The following is a 15,634-nucleotide window of genomic DNA, read 5'->3' as shown; positions in this document are numbered from 1 at the left end:
ACTGCCCGGCTCTTCTGCGCGAGATACAGATGGAGGCTCTCACTCGAGAGGTGTCTCGACGCGGATGGCCCCGTACTCACGTCTGCTGGGCCTTGGCTGCCGCGGTGAGTACAGCCTGCCACATCTCGATGTTGTCCTTGTCTCGAGAACCCATGTAGTGCCCTTGGAAGACGTCCTCGATCAAGAGGTAGAGGCAGGTCTTGAGTAGAGGCGCGTCATTGAGGCTTCCTCCCGTCGACCCGACGAAACTGCTCCGGTACTTGCGATTGAGGAGCAGTACGCGAGCATCGCGATCCACCTGGAAGAACACATCGCCGGGGATTCGACCCCATCGGATGTCGATCGGTTCTTCGTTCGGGATGGGGAGCAGCTCCGTCCGTAGTGCGCTCTTGACCTCGGGCGCCAACCCGCGTCCTGCGGGGATGACCCGAGGCCGCTTGCGTTGTCGCCGCCGGCCGCGTCGATAGAGGGCCCGTGCGTCTTCCAGGTAGTCGTCGAGGCTCACCTCATCGCCCGCAGCGCGCTGCAGTGCCCGAACGAATCCCTCGGTGGGCTCGACGCGCGACTTCTCCGGATTGAGTCGGACGTTCACCTCGGAACCTGGCGCCAGGTCCAGCACCACGCGGGCCAATTGGAGCTCTCTGTCCGTGTGCACCACGCCGTTCCATCCGCCGGCCTGGATCAGGCGATCATTCCGATAGACGTACAGACCCTGGTACCTGTCAGGTCGCTCATCGAGGCGGAACTCGCGCAGGGTGGATCGAGGTGGCCAGAGGTGACAGACCAGCGTGTGCTGCGGATCAGAACGGACGGTCAAGTTCTTCGGGTACTCGGGGTGGCCGCTCGAGCTGTAGGCGAAGGGATCGATCGCTGAGATGGGGATGGGGGAGCCCGCCGCTCGGGAGTCGAGGTCGTACTCGTCGACGCTGACGTCGATGCGTCCCTCTTGTAGCAATCGGTGGAAGACCAACCCCAGGTGTCGCTGCAGCTTGGCGATTGTGTCGGTGAGGAAACGGTTGGTCTCGCGCTCGTCGCTCACCAGTGGGAAGGTCCGGATGGCATCCCATCTGACGATCGTTCCGGATCGGCTCTTGTTCACCAGCGGTTGAGCGCGCATCTCCTTCTTCACGAACTTCGGGTCGACGACGTCGCATGCGAAACCCGACAGCGCCCCGTCGAGCGCCCAATGCCGGCCCGCTTGTTCTCCGTCGTCGGTCTTCGAGAGCAGCGTCAGTTGGTCGGCGTGCCCGAACGACGCAGCCTTGAGTCCGAGGCCGAAGTGACCGAGGTCGTCTGCTCGGTAGTCTCGTTGGCCGCCGATCGTCATCGCGTTGTTGATCTGGCGCTCAGCGATCCCCCGACCGTCGTCGAGGACGTACAGGCGGATCAGTCGATCGTTGCGCCGGATGAAGCGGATGCGAACATGCTGCGCGCCTGCGTCGATGCTGTTGTCCACGAGGTCTGCGATCGCACTGGCGAGGTCGTGATTCCTCCCCAGACTGCTCAGGAGGCGGGAATTGGGAGGCAGGGTCACCTTGCTGGTGACCGCCACCTTGTCGAGTTCCGTCACTTCTGCTCCACTGCGCACTCTGTCGACGTGCAGGTCGGGTTCCTTATCGCCTGCATCGATTACACGCTCGACATGGTTCTCGTCCGTCCATGGCGGTTTCCTTGCGGTTGCGCCTCATGTTCACCCCGAGGGGTTGAAAGGGTTTACGGCGGTTCGGTGCACGCTGCAGCGCGGCAGCCATCACCGAGAGCCTGCGACGCTGGTCTCGTGGCCAGGACCCGTGCTTCGATCGGCATCCACCGAGGTCGGTGTCTCCACATGCGTGCGCACATAGCGCTCGACGATCGACTGAGGTCCGTCCATCGCCGTGACAGTCATCGGGACTGCCGGACGGGGTGTGCGGCGGGACGGACTGGCCTGTGGGGTGCCGCCGTATGAGAAGTCGCGAGTCACACGTCGGGCGAGCCACTCGAGCGCCTTGCTCTCGATCTGTCGGATCCGTTCTCGAGTTACACCGAAGTGCCGACCGATGTCATCCAGCGTCATCGGCTCGCCGGTCTCGAAGCCGAACCGCATGCGCAGCACCTGGCGGGGGCGGGGCTGCAGCTCGTCGAGGGCTCGCTCCGCCAGCTCATGCCGATCCTTCGCATCCTGGGCCTCTGTGTCGTCCTGCTGGAGTTGACGAAGACCGGATTCGACGTTGGGGTTCTCGAGGAGTTCGTCGAGGCTCCAGATCCCGCGCAGCAATCGTAGGTACCTGAGTACGTCGTCAACGGGCTCTCCTACGGCCTTCGAGATCTCATCGGGCGTCTCGATGGGGTGGCCCCGCGCCGCCGCCTCGCGAACGGCCCGCCTGAACGCGTCGAGCTGCTCGACCACGTGGACCGGAAGTCGGATGGTCCGGCCCTGGTCGGCCACGGCCCGTGAGAGCGCCTGACGGATCCACCAGGTGGCGTAGGTCGAAAACTTGTAGCCCTGCATGAAGTCGAACTTCTCGACCGCCCGGATGAGGCCTAGGTTGCCTTCCTGGATGAGATCGAGGAAGCCGAGCCCCTGGCCGGTGTAGCGCTTGGCCAGTGAGACGACCAGGCGGACGTTGGCCTCGATCATGGCCGTCTTGGCCCGCGCGCCGTCGCGGACCAACCACTGGAGGTCCCGACGCATCTGCGGCGTCAGCCTGAACTGTTTGTCCTGCGCCCGGCGCAGCCGCTCCCCGGCGAAGAGGCCCACCTCGATGCGCTTTGCGAGGTCGACCTCCTGCTCGGCGTCCAAGAGTTCGAAGCGGGCAATCTGCTTGTAGTAGGCGCGGACGCCGTCAGTCGCGGCGAGCTCCTCGGCTTCCTTGCGTGCCGCTTCTGCCGCCTGGACGTCCTCCGCGTCGCCCCACGACGATCCGGTCGGCGGTTCGCCATTGGGTGGCGCGGCGATATGCGCGGTCCGCGGCCTGCCGTGCTTCTTCCCCAGGGACTGCACCTCTCGGTGCGTCGTCGGCGTAGACGGTGGCGGCACCGGGACATCGGGACGCACTTCCGCAGGGGCAGCGTCACCGCCCGGCACCGGGGGCGGCGGCAGCTCGGCGTCGTCCCCGAGGAGGAAGCGCAGCATCCCGTCGCGCTGGGTCGGCAGGCCGAAGTCACCGTCCCGACGGCTGTGGGGAAGCACCGCCGTCAAGGGGGAGTCGATGTACAGGGTGGGGTCCTCGAGGGTCCCCTTGGCGTACAGCATCACGAGGCGGGCGGGGCGCCCGTCCGACTTCGGACGTAGGACCCGCCCCAGGCGCTGCACGAGCTGGCGGCGGCTCCGACTCGCGGCGACGATCACGGCGAGGTCTGCCTCCGGCACGTCGAGGCCCTCGTCCAACACACGAGGCGCCGCGAGCAGCTGGGACGCACGTTCGCGGAACGCGTCCATGCGATCGCGGCGGTCGTCGTCGTGAAGGCCTGAGTAGAGCGCCGCCGCCGGGATGCCGGCTTCCTCGAACAGGCCGGCTGCGGACTCCGCGCTCTCCTTGGTCTGCGTGAACACCAGGGCGCCGTGCGCTCGACGCACGGCTGGTTCGAGGAGAGCGAGAGCGTCGAGCTTGCCGCGTGACTCCGCGAGGAGTGCCCGCCGAGCGCTCATGGGTCCGAGGTAGGCGCGTGCCGCAATGGACAGCGGGTCGCTGCGCTCGCCTCTGGCCATGCGGCTCACCTGAGCCATGAACTGCTCGTAGGGCTCGCGAGCGATGCCGTGTCGCCACTCGAGGTTGCGGGCGGCCTTCTCCATTCGTTCGCCACAGTCGTCGTACTGCTGCTGCTCCTCCGGGGTCAGCTGCACGGCTCCGAGCGCGATGTCGAAGGGTGCGATGATGCCGTCGGCCAGGGCCCGGTCGTACCAGAGGGTGAAGACGACGTCGCCGAAGAACGGCCGCAGGTACGTCGCCACACCGTCGTCTTCCCGCTGGTACGTGGCGGTCAGGCCCAGACGCTGCTCAAAGCCATCCTCCAGCGCGTGCGCGAAGGTGGGTGCGCCGTAACGGTGGCACTCGTCGGCGACGAGGACGTCACCGGGACGAGGTCGCAACGAGCGGGCGGCTGCTGAGTGGACGATGGCGACCAGCACGTCGCACTCCGCGAGCTCGTCCTGCCGGCCACCACCGAGCCGGCCGACGACGACGTCGGGGAGCTGTTCGACAAGTACCCGGACCCACTGCTCCTGCAGCTCCCTGGTCGGCACCAGCACCAACGCACGGCCACCTGCTGCCACGGCATCTCGTGTCGCGCAGATCCCGACAAAGGTCTTCCCGGCGCCTGTAACGGCCTCGACCACACCGCGCCGCCCGGCTGCCTGCCACGCGGCCAGCGCGTCACGCTGCCAGGGGCGCAGCAACGCGGAGATGTCCGGGAGGGCCGGTACGGCACCGTCGTCTCCTGTGGCCGGGGCGCTCGAGTCGTCGACGGCCTCGGGCGTCGGTCCCTCGGCGACGGGAACGAGTACCGGACGGTCCTCGTGGACGGGGACCGTCGTCGGCTGCTGCGCCAGCCGGAGTTCCAGCTCGTCGACCCGGTCCCGCAGCTCCTCGCGCTCGGCGCGCAGCGCTCGGTTCTCCTCCATCAGCCGACGGAGGACGACCCAGGGATCGACGACGGCGTCGTCAGCGTGAGTGGACATCGGACCCCCGTGCGGACTCAGGCGTTCCGGCCTGTGAAGCAGAACCGTAGGTCACCGCAACGACGGGGCGGGGGCACGACGCCCGACCGGGTGGGGCTGGTGAGTCCCGTGGGCATCCGGTGTGGCGTTCGGGACGCGCGGGACGAACTCGAAGGGAGAGCGCTTGGTCCCCGTCACAGGACCCGCCTAGCGTGGCGGTCGCGGACCGTTCCGGATCGGAACGCGCGCCATCACCACGGGGGATCAGCTTGTCGACGCTGCCGACCGCTATGAGCCCGACGGACCCTGCCCTCCAGGACAAGGTCAACCGGCTCGTCCAGTTCCTCAAGGACCTGGTCACCGCTCGGACGGTGCCGGTGCGGCAGGTCAAGGACCACCTGGACCACCTGTGGCTCGACGGCGTCCGCGACCTCGCCGCGATCGACGGCGAGGTGGGCCCGGGCGCCGTGCTGCTCCGCCTCCCGCGAGTCGTGCTCGAGACCTCGCCGGCGCTGCCGGACGTCCTACAGGGATGGGTTCCGCTGCCGGAGAGGGACGACAGTTCCCTCGAGGCTCCCCGGCTGCGCGCCCAGGGACCCGCCCCCGACGGCACCACGGTGGCGCAGGCGGACCGGCCGGAGGTCATCGAGGCATACGAGAACTGGCTGCCGCGCTGGCAGGCGTGGGCTGCGCGGGACCGTCCGCAGCGGGTGCTGCACCGCACCTACGATCAGCTCCGCACGATGCGCCAGCAGACGCTGGAGAACCCGGAGAGCGTCGAGGCGGTGCTCTCCGGAGGGCTGCTGCAGCTACCCGATGCAGGTGTCCGGACGCACGTGCTCGCTCACCGCGTCGTCATCGACATCGAGGTCGGAACCGGCGACGTCGTCGTCACACTGGATCCGTCGTCGGCCGGGACCGCTCTTGAGGACGGTCGCGTCCTCGCCGGCCTGGAGGACGTCTTCGACGACAGCGGCACCTCCGTGCTCCGAGCTCGGATCACCCAGCTCGACGTCCGCCCGGCGAGCGACAACGCCCTCACGTTCCTCAAGGAGTGGGCGACCCGCGCCCTGCTGCGCCCGGTCGAGGTTGAGCCCGACTGGGCCGTACCCGGGGCGGGCCGGGCGTCGCTCACCGTCACGCCGGCCGTCGTTCTGCGCCGGCGCGGGGCCTATGCGCTGCAGGAGTACTACAACGACATCGAGCGCACGCTCATGCGCGACGGTGAGCCGGTCCCGCTGGGGCTGGCTCAGCTGGTCCAGTCCATCGAGGCCGGCGAGCGTCTGTCCTGGTTGGAGTCGACGGGTGCCGCCACGGCGTCGGACGTCGCCGAGGACCCCCTGTTTCCGCTGGCGGCCAACGAGGAACAGGCCCAGATCATCAGACGCCTGCGCGGGGACACCGGCGTCGTCGTCGAGGGCCCTCCCGGCACCGGGAAGACACACACGATCGCCAATCTGGTCTCCGCGCTGCTGGCACGCGGCCAGCGGGTCCTGGTCACCAGTGAGAAGGCGCAGGCACTCAAGGTGCTGCGCGACAAGCTGCCCGATGAGATGCAGGAGTTGTGCGTCTCGATCACCGATGCAGGCCGTGGCGGCTCGGCCGAGCTCAGCCGTAGCGTCGCGCGGCTGGCCGCAGAGCACTCCTCCTACAACCCCGAGCGGTCGCAGCGGGTGATCGACGACCTCGCGGGCAAGCTCAGCCAGGCACGAGGGCGCCGCGCGCGTGTGCTCGAGGACATCCGCGCCCTGCGCGAGTCCGAGACGTACCTGCATCCCGAGGTCGCGCCGGGCTACGCCGGGACACTCGGACGCATCGCCGAGAGGGTCGCTGCGGCAAAATCCGACCACGAGTGGATGCCGATCCCCGCCCACGGGGTCCTCCCCCTGACGACGACCGAGGTCGACGAGCTCCGGCGTGAGCTGCCCGCGGACACCGAGCTGCGTCGTCGCCGACGGAACCAGATCGTGCCCTCGATGGGCGCGCTCCCCGAGCTCGCCGTTGTGCGTCGACTCGCAAAGGACGTCGCTCGGGGCGCGCAAGCTCGGGCCACCCAATCCGGACCGCTGGCCGAGGTCCTCGGGCAGCTCGACGCCCGGACTCTCGCCGCCCTCGTCCGCACCTGCGGTGACATCCGCGACGGGCTGGAAGGGCTGGCCGGCAGCGTCGATGCCCACTGGGCCATGCCCGTCCTCGACAGCGTCCTCCGCCGCGACAACGAGCTGCTGTGGCAGCAGGTCGGCCAGGCGCGTCAGCTGGTCGGCGACGCCCGCGCGATGCAGGACCAGATCGGGTTCCGGGACGTCCAGTTCACCGGGGACTCGGCTCCCGCCGCCGGCGGCCAGGTCTTCGCCGACCTCGCGGTCTACCTCCGCGACGGCGGTTCGCTGAAGAAGCTGTTCAAGAGTGACCAGCAGAAGGCAGCCGAGCCGCATCTCCCGCTGGCGTCCGTCGACGGTCAACCCGTCACGACGGCCGAGCAGGCCCACCTGATCTCATTGCACCTGTTCTCACTCGCGCGGCTGCAGACCTTTGCCGGGACCACGGGGATGCTCGGGATCCCCGGCGGCGTCCCCGGGCCCCGACCCCTACAGGTCTCGCACGCCCACCGCGTCGTCGCCACGATCGCTGCGATCGAGACGCTGCGCGTCGCCCGGGACCAGCTGGGCCGGCAACTGGCCGGCATCCCCACGATGCCGCGGGCCGATCTGGGGACGACCCTCGGCATGCGCCGCTTCGTCGAGGTCGCCACGGTATTCGCCGACGTCGAGATCGCACGGCGTGCAACCGATGAGCTCGAGCGCCTTGCGACGGCGCTGGCCGACACCGTCGAGCGAGGGCAGCGGCCTCCCGAGCTAGACGCCGCCATCGACTCGCTGAGCGCGGCGGACGCCTCGACGTACGAGGCAGCGGTGCACGACCTGGAACTGGCCGGACGTGAGCAGCGCGCCCAAGCCCGCTGCGACGAGCTCTCCGGACGGTTGGGCGCTGCAGCTCCGGCGCTGCTGGCCCTCCTCCGGGACACGGCCGCGGATCCCGTCTGGGCCGAGCGACTGCCGCGGCTCAAGGCGGCTTGGGATTGGGCGCAGGCTGCCACCTTCGTCCGTGAGCGCACCGCGCCCGGACGGGAGGCGGTTCTGGACCGTGAGCTGGCCGTCGTCGACCGGGACCTCGCGAAGCTGACCGCCGAGCTGGCCGCTCAGCAGTCGTGGCGGGCCTGCCTCGAGCGGATGACCGCCCGCCAGGTGACCGCCCTGCAGTCCTACCGGGACAACATGACGAACGTCGGCAAGGGTAGCGGCAAGTACGCCCAGCGCTACCGGCTGGCAGCCCGGGAGGCCATGACCGAGGCGCAGAGCGCTGTGCCCGCGTGGGTCATGCCCCTGCAGGAGGTGCTGGCGTCCATCCCGCCGAACCAGGGTGCCTTCGACGTCGTCATCGTCGACGAGGCCAGCCAGGTCGGCATCGAGAACCTGTTCCTCCTGTGGCTCGCGCCCCGCGTCATCGTCGTCGGTGACGACAAGCAGTGCACGCCGTCCGAGGTCAAGCACGGGGCACTCGACAAGGTGTTCGAGCGGCTCGACACGCTGCTGCCGGACGTCCCCAACTACCTGCGATCCGGCTTCACGCCGCGGTCCAGCGTGTTCTCGCTGCTGCGGACGCGATTCGGTCAGGTGATCCGACTACGGGAGCACTTCCGGTGCATGCCGGAGATCATCACGTGGTCGTCCCAGATGTTCTACCGGGACGCACCCCTGGTGCCGGTCCGGCAACACGGCGCCGACCGGCTGCCGCCCCTGCGGGCCAGCTTTGTGCCGGGTGCCTACACCGAGGGCACCAACGCCCAGATGCGCAACGTCGTCGAGGCGGAGGCCATCGTCACGGCGCTCGTGGACTGCCTGCAGGACCCCGCTTACGACGGCAAGACCTTCAGCGTCGTCGTCCTCCAGGGACAGTGGCAGGTCAAGCTCATCAACGACGCGCTGCGCACCCGCGTGGATCCCGAGGAGTGGGAGCGTCGGGCCCTCCGGGTCGGCACGCCCCCGGACTTCCAGGGGGACGAGCGGGACGTCGTCCTGCTCAGCCTGGTCACCGCACCGGACCACAAGCGCCGGCAGCCGCAGACCCGGCTCGACGCGCAGCGGTCCTACAACGTCGCGGCGTCACGGGCACGCGACCAGCTCTGGCTCTTCCACTCCGTGATGGTCGACCAGCTCCGGCCTGACGACCTGCGGGCTCAGCTGTTGACCTACATGACCTCAGCGCCCGTCGCGGCCGCCGCGGCGATGCCCGAGGACGTGCAGGAGGACGAGCGTCACCCCGACTTCGACAGCCTCTTCGAGCAGCGGGTCTTCCGGCGCATCCAGCAGCGCGGCTACCACGTGACCCCGCAGGTGGAGGTGAACGGCCGGCGCATCGACCTGGTTATCACCGGCGCGCAGGGAAAGCTGGCCGTCGAGTGCGACGGCGACGCGTGGCACAGCTCACCGGAGCAGGTGGCCAGCGACTTCGCCCGCGAGCTCGAGCTCCGCCGTTGCGGATGGGAGTTCTGGCGCATCCGCGAGTCGCGTTATTACCTGGACCCCGAGGCTGCGCTCGCCGATCTGTGGCTCGCTCTCGACCGGCGCGGCATCGGGCCGACGCGGATAGATGCGGGCGGCGCCGCCATCACCGCATGGACCCCCGGTCCGCTCTCGTCCGACGAGGGAGTGGACCTCGACCCCGACGACGACGCCGACTCCTCGACCGAGGTGCCCGAGCCGATCGCTTCTGTGCCCTCAGCGCCGGCACGGTCGTCCGTTATCGCGCCACCTGCCCCACCTGCGCCGACCGTGACACCTCCGCGGCGTCCGCCTGCGCCGCCGGTCACTTCCTCCTCCGGTGCCGCAGACTCGCCGCAGCGCTCCGAGTCCGTTCAGCGGCCGAGGCGGCCGGACGACGAGGCCCGTGCGCTCGTGCTGGAACTCGCCGCGAACGGAGCAGTAACCAGTGAGATCGTCCGTCGCTATCTCGAGATCACCATCGAGGAGGCGCGCTACCTGCTCACGCTGATGACCGTCGCGGGCCAGCTCGAGCGTCGGGGCGTGACGAAGGGGACCCACTATGTCCTTCGCCCGACCGCCGCGCCGGCAACGCCCGCTCCGGCGACTGACCGACCTGTTCCGCGACGTTCCGACACTGTCATACCCCCCGCGGCGGTCAGCGAGCAGCTGATGTCGCCCACCCCGTCGGGGGACGGAACGAACAAGCAGGAACTGGCCTCGCTCAAGCGGGACTTCGGGCGCAGAATCCTCCGCGACCTCCAGATCGTCCGAGATGCCGGGTACCGGCCGGCCTACCTCCAGCGAATGGTGACCCAGTACGGCGGCTGGTCCGCCGCCAAGCAAATCCTCGCCGCCGGGAAGGTCCACGAGGGGCTCTCGCGGCTCTGGGAGTTGAGCCTGCTCCAGCACAGTGTGGAGGCAGCGGTCCTTGATCCTACTTTTGCCGAGCTGTTCAGCGAGGAGGAGCGGGGGAGGGCTCGCCGCCGGCTGGCCGACCTCGGACACGCGGTCGGGTCCTGATCCAGCCTCGCGCGTCGGCGCCCGGCTGCCTCGCAGAGTCGTGGTGCCGAGCCCGGTGGGCCGTGCCGATACAGGAAAGGCAACGCCTCGCCGAGCCAGGAAGCATCCACGTGCCCAGGTCCACCGCGCCCCGGTCCCGCTCCGGACCGAGAAAGGGTGCTGGCACCACGAAGGACTCCCGAGCCAAGGGAGGCAAGACGGCGAAGCGCCGCCGCCGGTCGAGGTCCGGACGCGCTTTTCGAGCAGCCGTGCTCATCGTGGTGCTGGTGACCGCCGGCGTGGTGGTCACGTGGCCGGTGGCTGAAAAGCACGTGTCCGCGGTGCCGTACCTGGACTCGATCATCGCCGCGGTGACGCGGTCGTCCACGCCTGCCTGGCCGCTGACCGGGGTCCCGGCCCACGCGGTCGCCGACCGCCCGGCGCTCGCGGTGAAGATCGAGAACTCCGTCGACGCCCGGCCGCAGACCGGGCTGGCCGCCGCGGACATGGTGTGGGAGCAGGTCGTCGAGGGCGGGATCACCCGGTTCGTCGCCGTCTACCACTCCGACCTGCCGCCCGAGATCGGGCCGGTGCGGTCGATCCGGCCGATGGACCCCGCGATCGCGGCGTCGCTGGGCGGGCTGCTCGCGTTCTCCGGTGGCGTGCCGGCCTACGTCACCGCCGCCCAGGACGCGGGACTGCAGGTGATCAGCCAGGACTCCGGGGCCGACGGCTTCCACCGGACGACGACCCGCGCGGCGCCGCACAACGTCCACGCGGTGCCGCAAACCCTCGTCGACCAGGCCGACGCCGCCCACCGAGCCGCACCCGGCGCCCAGTTCGACCACCCCGCAGCCGGCGAAAAAGCCACCGCCGTCGCCGCGGGGCAGCAGGCGGCCACCCTGGAGCTCACGCTGTCCGGGGTCAGCCACCCCCGGTGGACCTGGAACGCCGCGGACGGCCGCTGGCTGCGCAGCGAGGGGAGCACCCCGGCGGTCGAGGCGGACGGTCGGCGGATCGGCGCCACCAACGTCGTCGTTCTGCGCGTCGACGTCGTCGCGACCGAGGCTCGGGACCCGGCAGGCAATCCCGTCCCGGAGACCATCCTGACCGGCACCGGCCGGGCCCTCGTCGCCTCCGGCGGGCACACGGTCGAGGCCACCTGGTCCAAGCCGGGGACCGACGACCGGGTGAGGCTGACCGGAGCGGACGGCGCCCCGGTGACCCTGGCGCCCGGGACCACCTGGGTCGAGCTGGTCCCCAACGACAGCGGCGCCGTCGCCACCGGATGAACAGCGGAGCGACGGCGAAGTGGGACGGGCACCCGGCCTACCGACAGCCGAGAACCACCAATCACGAGGAGCACCGTGTGCGACCGCCACGACGACAACACCGACAACTACCTCGGTGCCGAAGGTGACGTCCACAGCCGGGGTACGGGCCTGAACTGGTTACAGAACGGCCGTCTCGAGCAGCTTGTCGACCTGCTCGAGGAGCGGAACACCCCCTCATCGCAAACCTGTCTGGCCATGCTCGATGCCCTCGCGGAGTACGGAAGGCTGGAACACATCTCACTGGCCCGCCTCGTCGGCTGCACACCAGCGCAACTGCAGAGCCGCAACGGGAAGCTCACCCAGCTGATCAAGAGAGAGTTCACCGGTTGCCGCTGGCTCGTCGGCTGGCACCGCGGTGATCCCCGCGCCGGTGAGGACCCCGACGCGTGGATCTACGAGCTCCACCCCGAGTTCCGCGCCGCGTGGAAGAGTCACCGACCGCTGACCTCGTAGGCGTCGCTGCGACGTCTCTGGTGCTGCGCGGTGGGTGCTCCTCCGGTGGCGGGCCGTGCCAGTACCCCCGGATCAGCCGGCCAGCGCCGTCCCCTGGAAGACCTGCTCGCGGTGCCAGGCCACGTGCCGCTCGGCCGGTAGGGGAGTGCCCGGTCGCGGCCGCAGCCGCCGCCCGTGCAGGTCGTACAGGGCCCGGCCCTGCGGCGTGCGGGCGGAGAAGCGCTGGGATACGACGACGGCGAGGTCGTCGTCCAGGCCGAGCATGCCCCGGTCGAACAGCTTGTGGTGCAGCGAGCAGAGAGCCAGCCCGTTGTCGAGGTCGTCGGGGCCGCCCAGCTTGAACCAGCGGACGTGCGCCGCCTCGATCCCGACCACGGCCCCACCGGCGGCGCCGTCGAAGCCGCAGAAGGCGCACTGCCGGTCCCACGCTGCGATGACAGCAGCCGGCCAGGCGCCGCTGCGCCGTCGCTGGTCGGGGCGCTCGCTGACCCAACGGCCCTCGAGCAGGTCCGGGTCCAGACCGACCGCCACCAGGACATCCGGCGCCACCGTGCCCGGGAAGTGGCTCTCGACCAGCCCGCGAGCCGCCTGGCTCAAGAGCTTAGGTCGGTCGCGCAGCGCCGTTTCGAGTGAGGCCTCCAGCCGGCCGGTCACGCCCTCCCGCAGCGGGCTGACGGTGTCCATCGGGACGTCGCGGTCGAGGGTCCACACGCCGTCGGCGCGCAGGCGGGTGAAGGGATAGGCCGCACTCTGGGCGCGGCCGGTCCTCGACGTCGGGCCGAACTCCTGGAGCAGGTCGGCCAGCTGCGACTCCACCTCCGACCAGGGCAGCGCACTGGTCCCGGTCGTCGCCAGCCGGCCCAGCGCCAGGAGCACCAGCAGCGGCTTGTGCGGCGAGCGGCGCCCGTCCTGCTGGTGCTGCCCGGAGCGAGGAGAGTCGCTCAAGGACCTGCTGGGCATCGCGGGCGCTGGGTGGCACGGGCGTCACTGTCCCTGAGCCGCCGGTCGTCCGTGACAGGACACGACGAAGAGTGGCGCGATCAGGCACCAGGCCGTGCCGCTCGGATGTGCCGGGTCCCGTGTGGGTGGGGGTCGCACTGGTGGAGGGCGGCCATCTCGGCGAGCCGCTGGGGTGTCGGGGATGAGTCAGGCCGCTGAGGGACGGCCTGCTGTCGGCTCGACGCCGGCGACGACGGGACAGCAATAGCAGCGATCCGCTGCTATTGCTGCTAATCTGCATGCGTGCCCGTGTCGATGACCATCCGCGACGTCCCTGACGAGACCCGCGACGAGCTGGCTGCCCGCGCGGCCCGCGCCGGTCAGTCGTTGCAGGAGTACGTCCGCGCCCAGCTGACCGAGCTGGCCCGGCGGCCCAGCCCCGCCGACCTGTGGGACCGGGTGCAGCACCGGGTCCGGACGACCGGCACCAGGCTGCCGGCGGCGGAGATCCTCGACCTGCGCGACCACGACCGCACGTGACGATCGTCGTCGACTCCTCCGCGGTGGTCGCTGCGCTGGTGGACGACGGCCCTGGTGGCACGTGGGCGCGGGGCGGCCTCCGGGGCGACGTCCTGACGGCGCCGGCCCACCTGTACGTCGAGGTGTCGAACGTGCTTCGGCGCGCGGTCCTCACCCGGCGACTCGGGCGGGATGCCGCCGCACTGGCGCACCGCGACCTCGTGCAGCTGCCCGTGACGACCTTCCCCTTCGAGCCGTTGGGCGACCGGGTCTGGGAGCTGCACCCCACGGTGACCGCCTACGACGCCGCTCTCGTCGCTCTCGCCGAGGAGCTGGGCGCGCCGCTGTGGACCCTCGACCGGAGGCTCGCCGACGCATCGGGTCCGCGGTGCACCTTCCGGACGCCTGACCGCTGAGCCGCGACGGGACGCTGCCGGGCGTCGATCGGAGCGGCGGATCAGTCCCCGGGGACGACGACGGCGCGGCCGCGGACCGCACCCTCGTGCAACCGGCGGTAGGCCTCGGGTGCCTCGTCGAGCGTGTACTTCTCGACCTCGACGTGCACCGCGCCGGCCCGGGCGAGGTCGAGCACCTCCATCAGCTCTGTCCGCGTGCCCCAGTACGGCGCGCGCACCGACGCCCCCATCGGCGTGGAGAAGAAGCCGGTCGGCAGCAGCCCGCCGCCGATCCCGACGATCTGGACCACGCCGTCCAGGGCCACCGACTTCCGCGCGATCTCCACGGTCGGCGCGGCGCCGACGAAGTCGGACACCGCCTGCGCGCCCACCCCGCCGGTCAGCGACCGGATCGCCTCGATGGCAGACGGGTCCGACCGCAGCACGGAGTGCGCTCCCACCTCCGACGCCAGTGCCAGCTTCTCGTCGCTGATGTCCAGCGCGACGACCGTCGCTCCGGTGACCGCGCGCAGCACCTGGATGCCCACGTGCCCCAGCCCGCCGGCGCCGATCACCACGGCGGTGCTCCCGGCGGGCAGCTTGTCGAGGCTGGAGACGATCGCGTGGTACGGCGTGAGCCCCGCGTCGGTGAGCGAGACGCTCTCCACCGGGTCGAGGTCGCCGAGCGGGACCAGGTGCCGGACGTCGTCCACGACCAGGTACTCGGCCAGCGCCCCCGGTGCGCCCAGCCCGGGCGGCTGGATGCCCAGCGACGCCGCCCGCGGGCAGTAGTTCTCCGCGCCCCGCGCGCAGGCGTGGCACTGCCCGCACCCCCAGGCGCCGTAGACGGCGACCGCGTCACCCACCGCGACACCGGTGACGCCGTCCCCGAGCGCGTCCACGACCCCGGCGCCCTCGTGCCCGAGCGTCAGCGGCAGCCCGTAGGCGTACTTGTCGGCGGGCAGGTCCATGACGAACCAGTCCGAGTGGCACAGCCCGGCGGCGGTCACCCGCAGCCGGACCTGCCCCGGTCCCGGTTCCGGGGTCGGGACCTCCACCACCTCGGGTCCGCCGCCGATGGTCCGGTACTGCACCGCTCGCATGCGCGCTCCTCAGAACCTCAGGCCGTGCCGTTCGACGATGCGCTGGGTTCCCTCGGGATCGGCATCGCACTCGTACGGCGCGGCCATCCCGGCGATCTGCTCGGGCGTCGGTGGCTCGGTGAGGCGACCGAGCTGGCGGAACAACTCCTCGAGCCCGGACGGTGAGATGAGCTCGAGCACCGCAGCCGGTTCGTCACCGGCGTTCCAGAACGTGTGCCACTGGTTCCGCGGCTTGAAGATCAGGTCACCGGGTCCCGCGACGACCTCGTCGTCCCCGAGGACGGCGCCGATGCGCCCGAAGAGCACGTACGAGTACTCGTCCTCCCGGTGGTGACGGTGCAGCGGGGCGGCCAGCGCCCGGGGCGCGAACAGGTGCTGGACGAGCGCCAACCGGCCGCCGGCGTCCGCGCCGTCGATCATGAAGCGGTCACGGACCCCGTCGGGGTCCCCCATGACCACGCCGTCACCGGCCTTGAGGATGCGCGGCGCCGAGGGGATGGCTGTCCGGTCGTCCATCGTCTCCTCCCCAGGGAGGGCGGGGGACGACGGTACTGCCGCGAGGAGGCGCGGATGAATTTCCTGACGAGCCGGCGCGGTGGGGGGGGGGGGGGGGGGGGGGGGGGGGGGGGGGGGGGGGGGGGGGGGGGGGGGGGGGGGGGGGGGGGGGGGCGTCGGGCGGGGGAGGGTGCGCTCGCGAGGCGGCGCGCGG

9 protein-coding genes and 1 pseudogene are annotated in these 15,634 nt (G+C 70.7%); 5 read left to right on the top strand and 5 right to left on the bottom strand.

Annotation, left to right across the window (positions count from 1 at the left end):
* Nucleotides 1-76 precede the first annotated feature (76 nt).
* A complete protein-coding gene (locus tag ACI79G_RS15375; protein WP_456881987.1) occupies nucleotides 77-1,570 on the bottom strand; it encodes an ATP-binding protein in 1,494 nt (497 codons plus the stop codon).
* 180 nt (nucleotides 1,571-1,750) lie between these two features.
* Nucleotides 1,751-4,660, bottom strand: coding sequence for a sigma-70 family RNA polymerase sigma factor (locus ACI79G_RS15370; protein WP_456881986.1), 2,910 nt, complete (start codon nucleotides 4,658-4,660; stop codon nucleotides 1,751-1,753).
* A gap of 269 nt (nucleotides 4,661-4,929) precedes the next feature.
* Between ACI79G_RS15370 and ACI79G_RS15365 the strand changes: the two genes are divergently transcribed.
* The 3 genes from ACI79G_RS15365 to ACI79G_RS15355 all read left to right on the top strand — a co-directional run bounded on the left by ACI79G_RS15365 (nucleotide 4,930) and on the right by ACI79G_RS15355 (nucleotide 11,969).
* Nucleotides 4,930-10,203 carry an AAA domain-containing protein gene (locus ACI79G_RS15365; RefSeq protein WP_456881985.1) on the top strand — a complete coding sequence of 1,758 codons (5,274 nt, stop codon included), beginning with the start codon at nucleotides 4,930-4,932 and terminating at the stop codon, nucleotides 10,201-10,203.
* A gap of 248 nt (nucleotides 10,204-10,451) precedes the next feature.
* Nucleotides 10,452-11,474, top strand: a complete 1,023-nt coding sequence (locus ACI79G_RS15360) for a DUF3048 domain-containing protein (RefSeq protein ID WP_456881984.1) — start codon at nucleotides 10,452-10,454, stop codon at nucleotides 11,472-11,474.
* A gap of 75 nt (nucleotides 11,475-11,549) precedes the next feature.
* On the top strand, nucleotides 11,550-11,969 hold the full coding sequence (locus ACI79G_RS15355; protein WP_456881983.1) for a hypothetical protein: 420 nt from the start codon (nucleotides 11,550-11,552) through the stop codon (nucleotides 11,967-11,969).
* Between the two features lie 72 nt (nucleotides 11,970-12,041).
* Here ACI79G_RS15355 and ACI79G_RS15350 read toward each other — a convergent pair.
* Nucleotides 12,042-12,948: pseudogene (locus ACI79G_RS15350) on the bottom strand (phosphorothioated DNA-binding restriction endonuclease).
* Nucleotides 12,949-13,211: 263 nt separating this feature from the next.
* Between ACI79G_RS15350 and ACI79G_RS15345 the strand changes: the two are divergent.
* Nucleotides 13,212-13,448: a FitA-like ribbon-helix-helix domain-containing protein gene (locus ACI79G_RS15345; protein WP_091216553.1), complete on the top strand. Its 237-nt coding sequence runs from the start codon at nucleotides 13,212-13,214 to the stop codon at nucleotides 13,446-13,448.
* On the top strand, nucleotides 13,445-13,843 hold the full coding sequence (locus ACI79G_RS15340; RefSeq protein ID WP_456881982.1) for a type II toxin-antitoxin system VapC family toxin: 399 nt from the start codon (nucleotides 13,445-13,447) through the stop codon (nucleotides 13,841-13,843). The genes ACI79G_RS15345 and ACI79G_RS15340 overlap by 4 nt, the downstream gene beginning before the upstream one ends.
* A gap of 41 nt (nucleotides 13,844-13,884) precedes the next feature.
* Here ACI79G_RS15340 and ACI79G_RS15335 read toward each other — a convergent pair whose 3' ends face one another.
* Together ACI79G_RS15335 and ACI79G_RS15330 are read right to left on the bottom strand one after the other, a co-directional pair.
* Nucleotides 13,885-14,925: an NAD(P)-dependent alcohol dehydrogenase gene (locus ACI79G_RS15335; protein WP_456881981.1), complete on the bottom strand. Its 1,041-nt coding sequence runs from the start codon at nucleotides 14,923-14,925 to the stop codon at nucleotides 13,885-13,887.
* A 9-nt stretch (nucleotides 14,926-14,934) separates the two neighbouring features.
* Nucleotides 14,935-15,441: a cupin domain-containing protein gene (locus ACI79G_RS15330; RefSeq protein ID WP_456881980.1), complete on the bottom strand. Its 507-nt coding sequence runs from the start codon at nucleotides 15,439-15,441 to the stop codon at nucleotides 14,935-14,937.
* Nucleotides 15,442-15,634 lie beyond the last annotated feature (193 nt).

The organism is Geodermatophilus sp. SYSU D00779 (assembly GCF_054050595.1).
The sequence above is the reverse complement of the archived record's forward strand: the minus strand, read 5'-3'. Positions and strand labels throughout refer to the sequence as shown.

Excerpts from the sequence above, each read along its gene's own strand:
- ACI79G_RS15330 (WP_456881980.1), bottom strand. The coding sequence starts at position 15,441 with ATGGACGACCGGACAGCCATCCCCTCGGCGCCGCGCATCCTCAAGGCC.
- ACI79G_RS15370 (WP_456881986.1), bottom strand. The coding sequence starts at position 4,660 with ATGTCCACTCACGCTGACGACGCCGTCGTCGATCCCTGGGTCGTCCTC.
- ACI79G_RS15365 (WP_456881985.1), top strand. The coding sequence starts at position 4,930 with ATGAGCCCGACGGACCCTGCCCTCCAGGACAAGGTCAACCGGCTCGTC.
- ACI79G_RS15335 (WP_456881981.1), bottom strand. The coding sequence starts at position 14,925 with ATGCGAGCGGTGCAGTACCGGACCATCGGCGGCGGACCCGAGGTGGTG.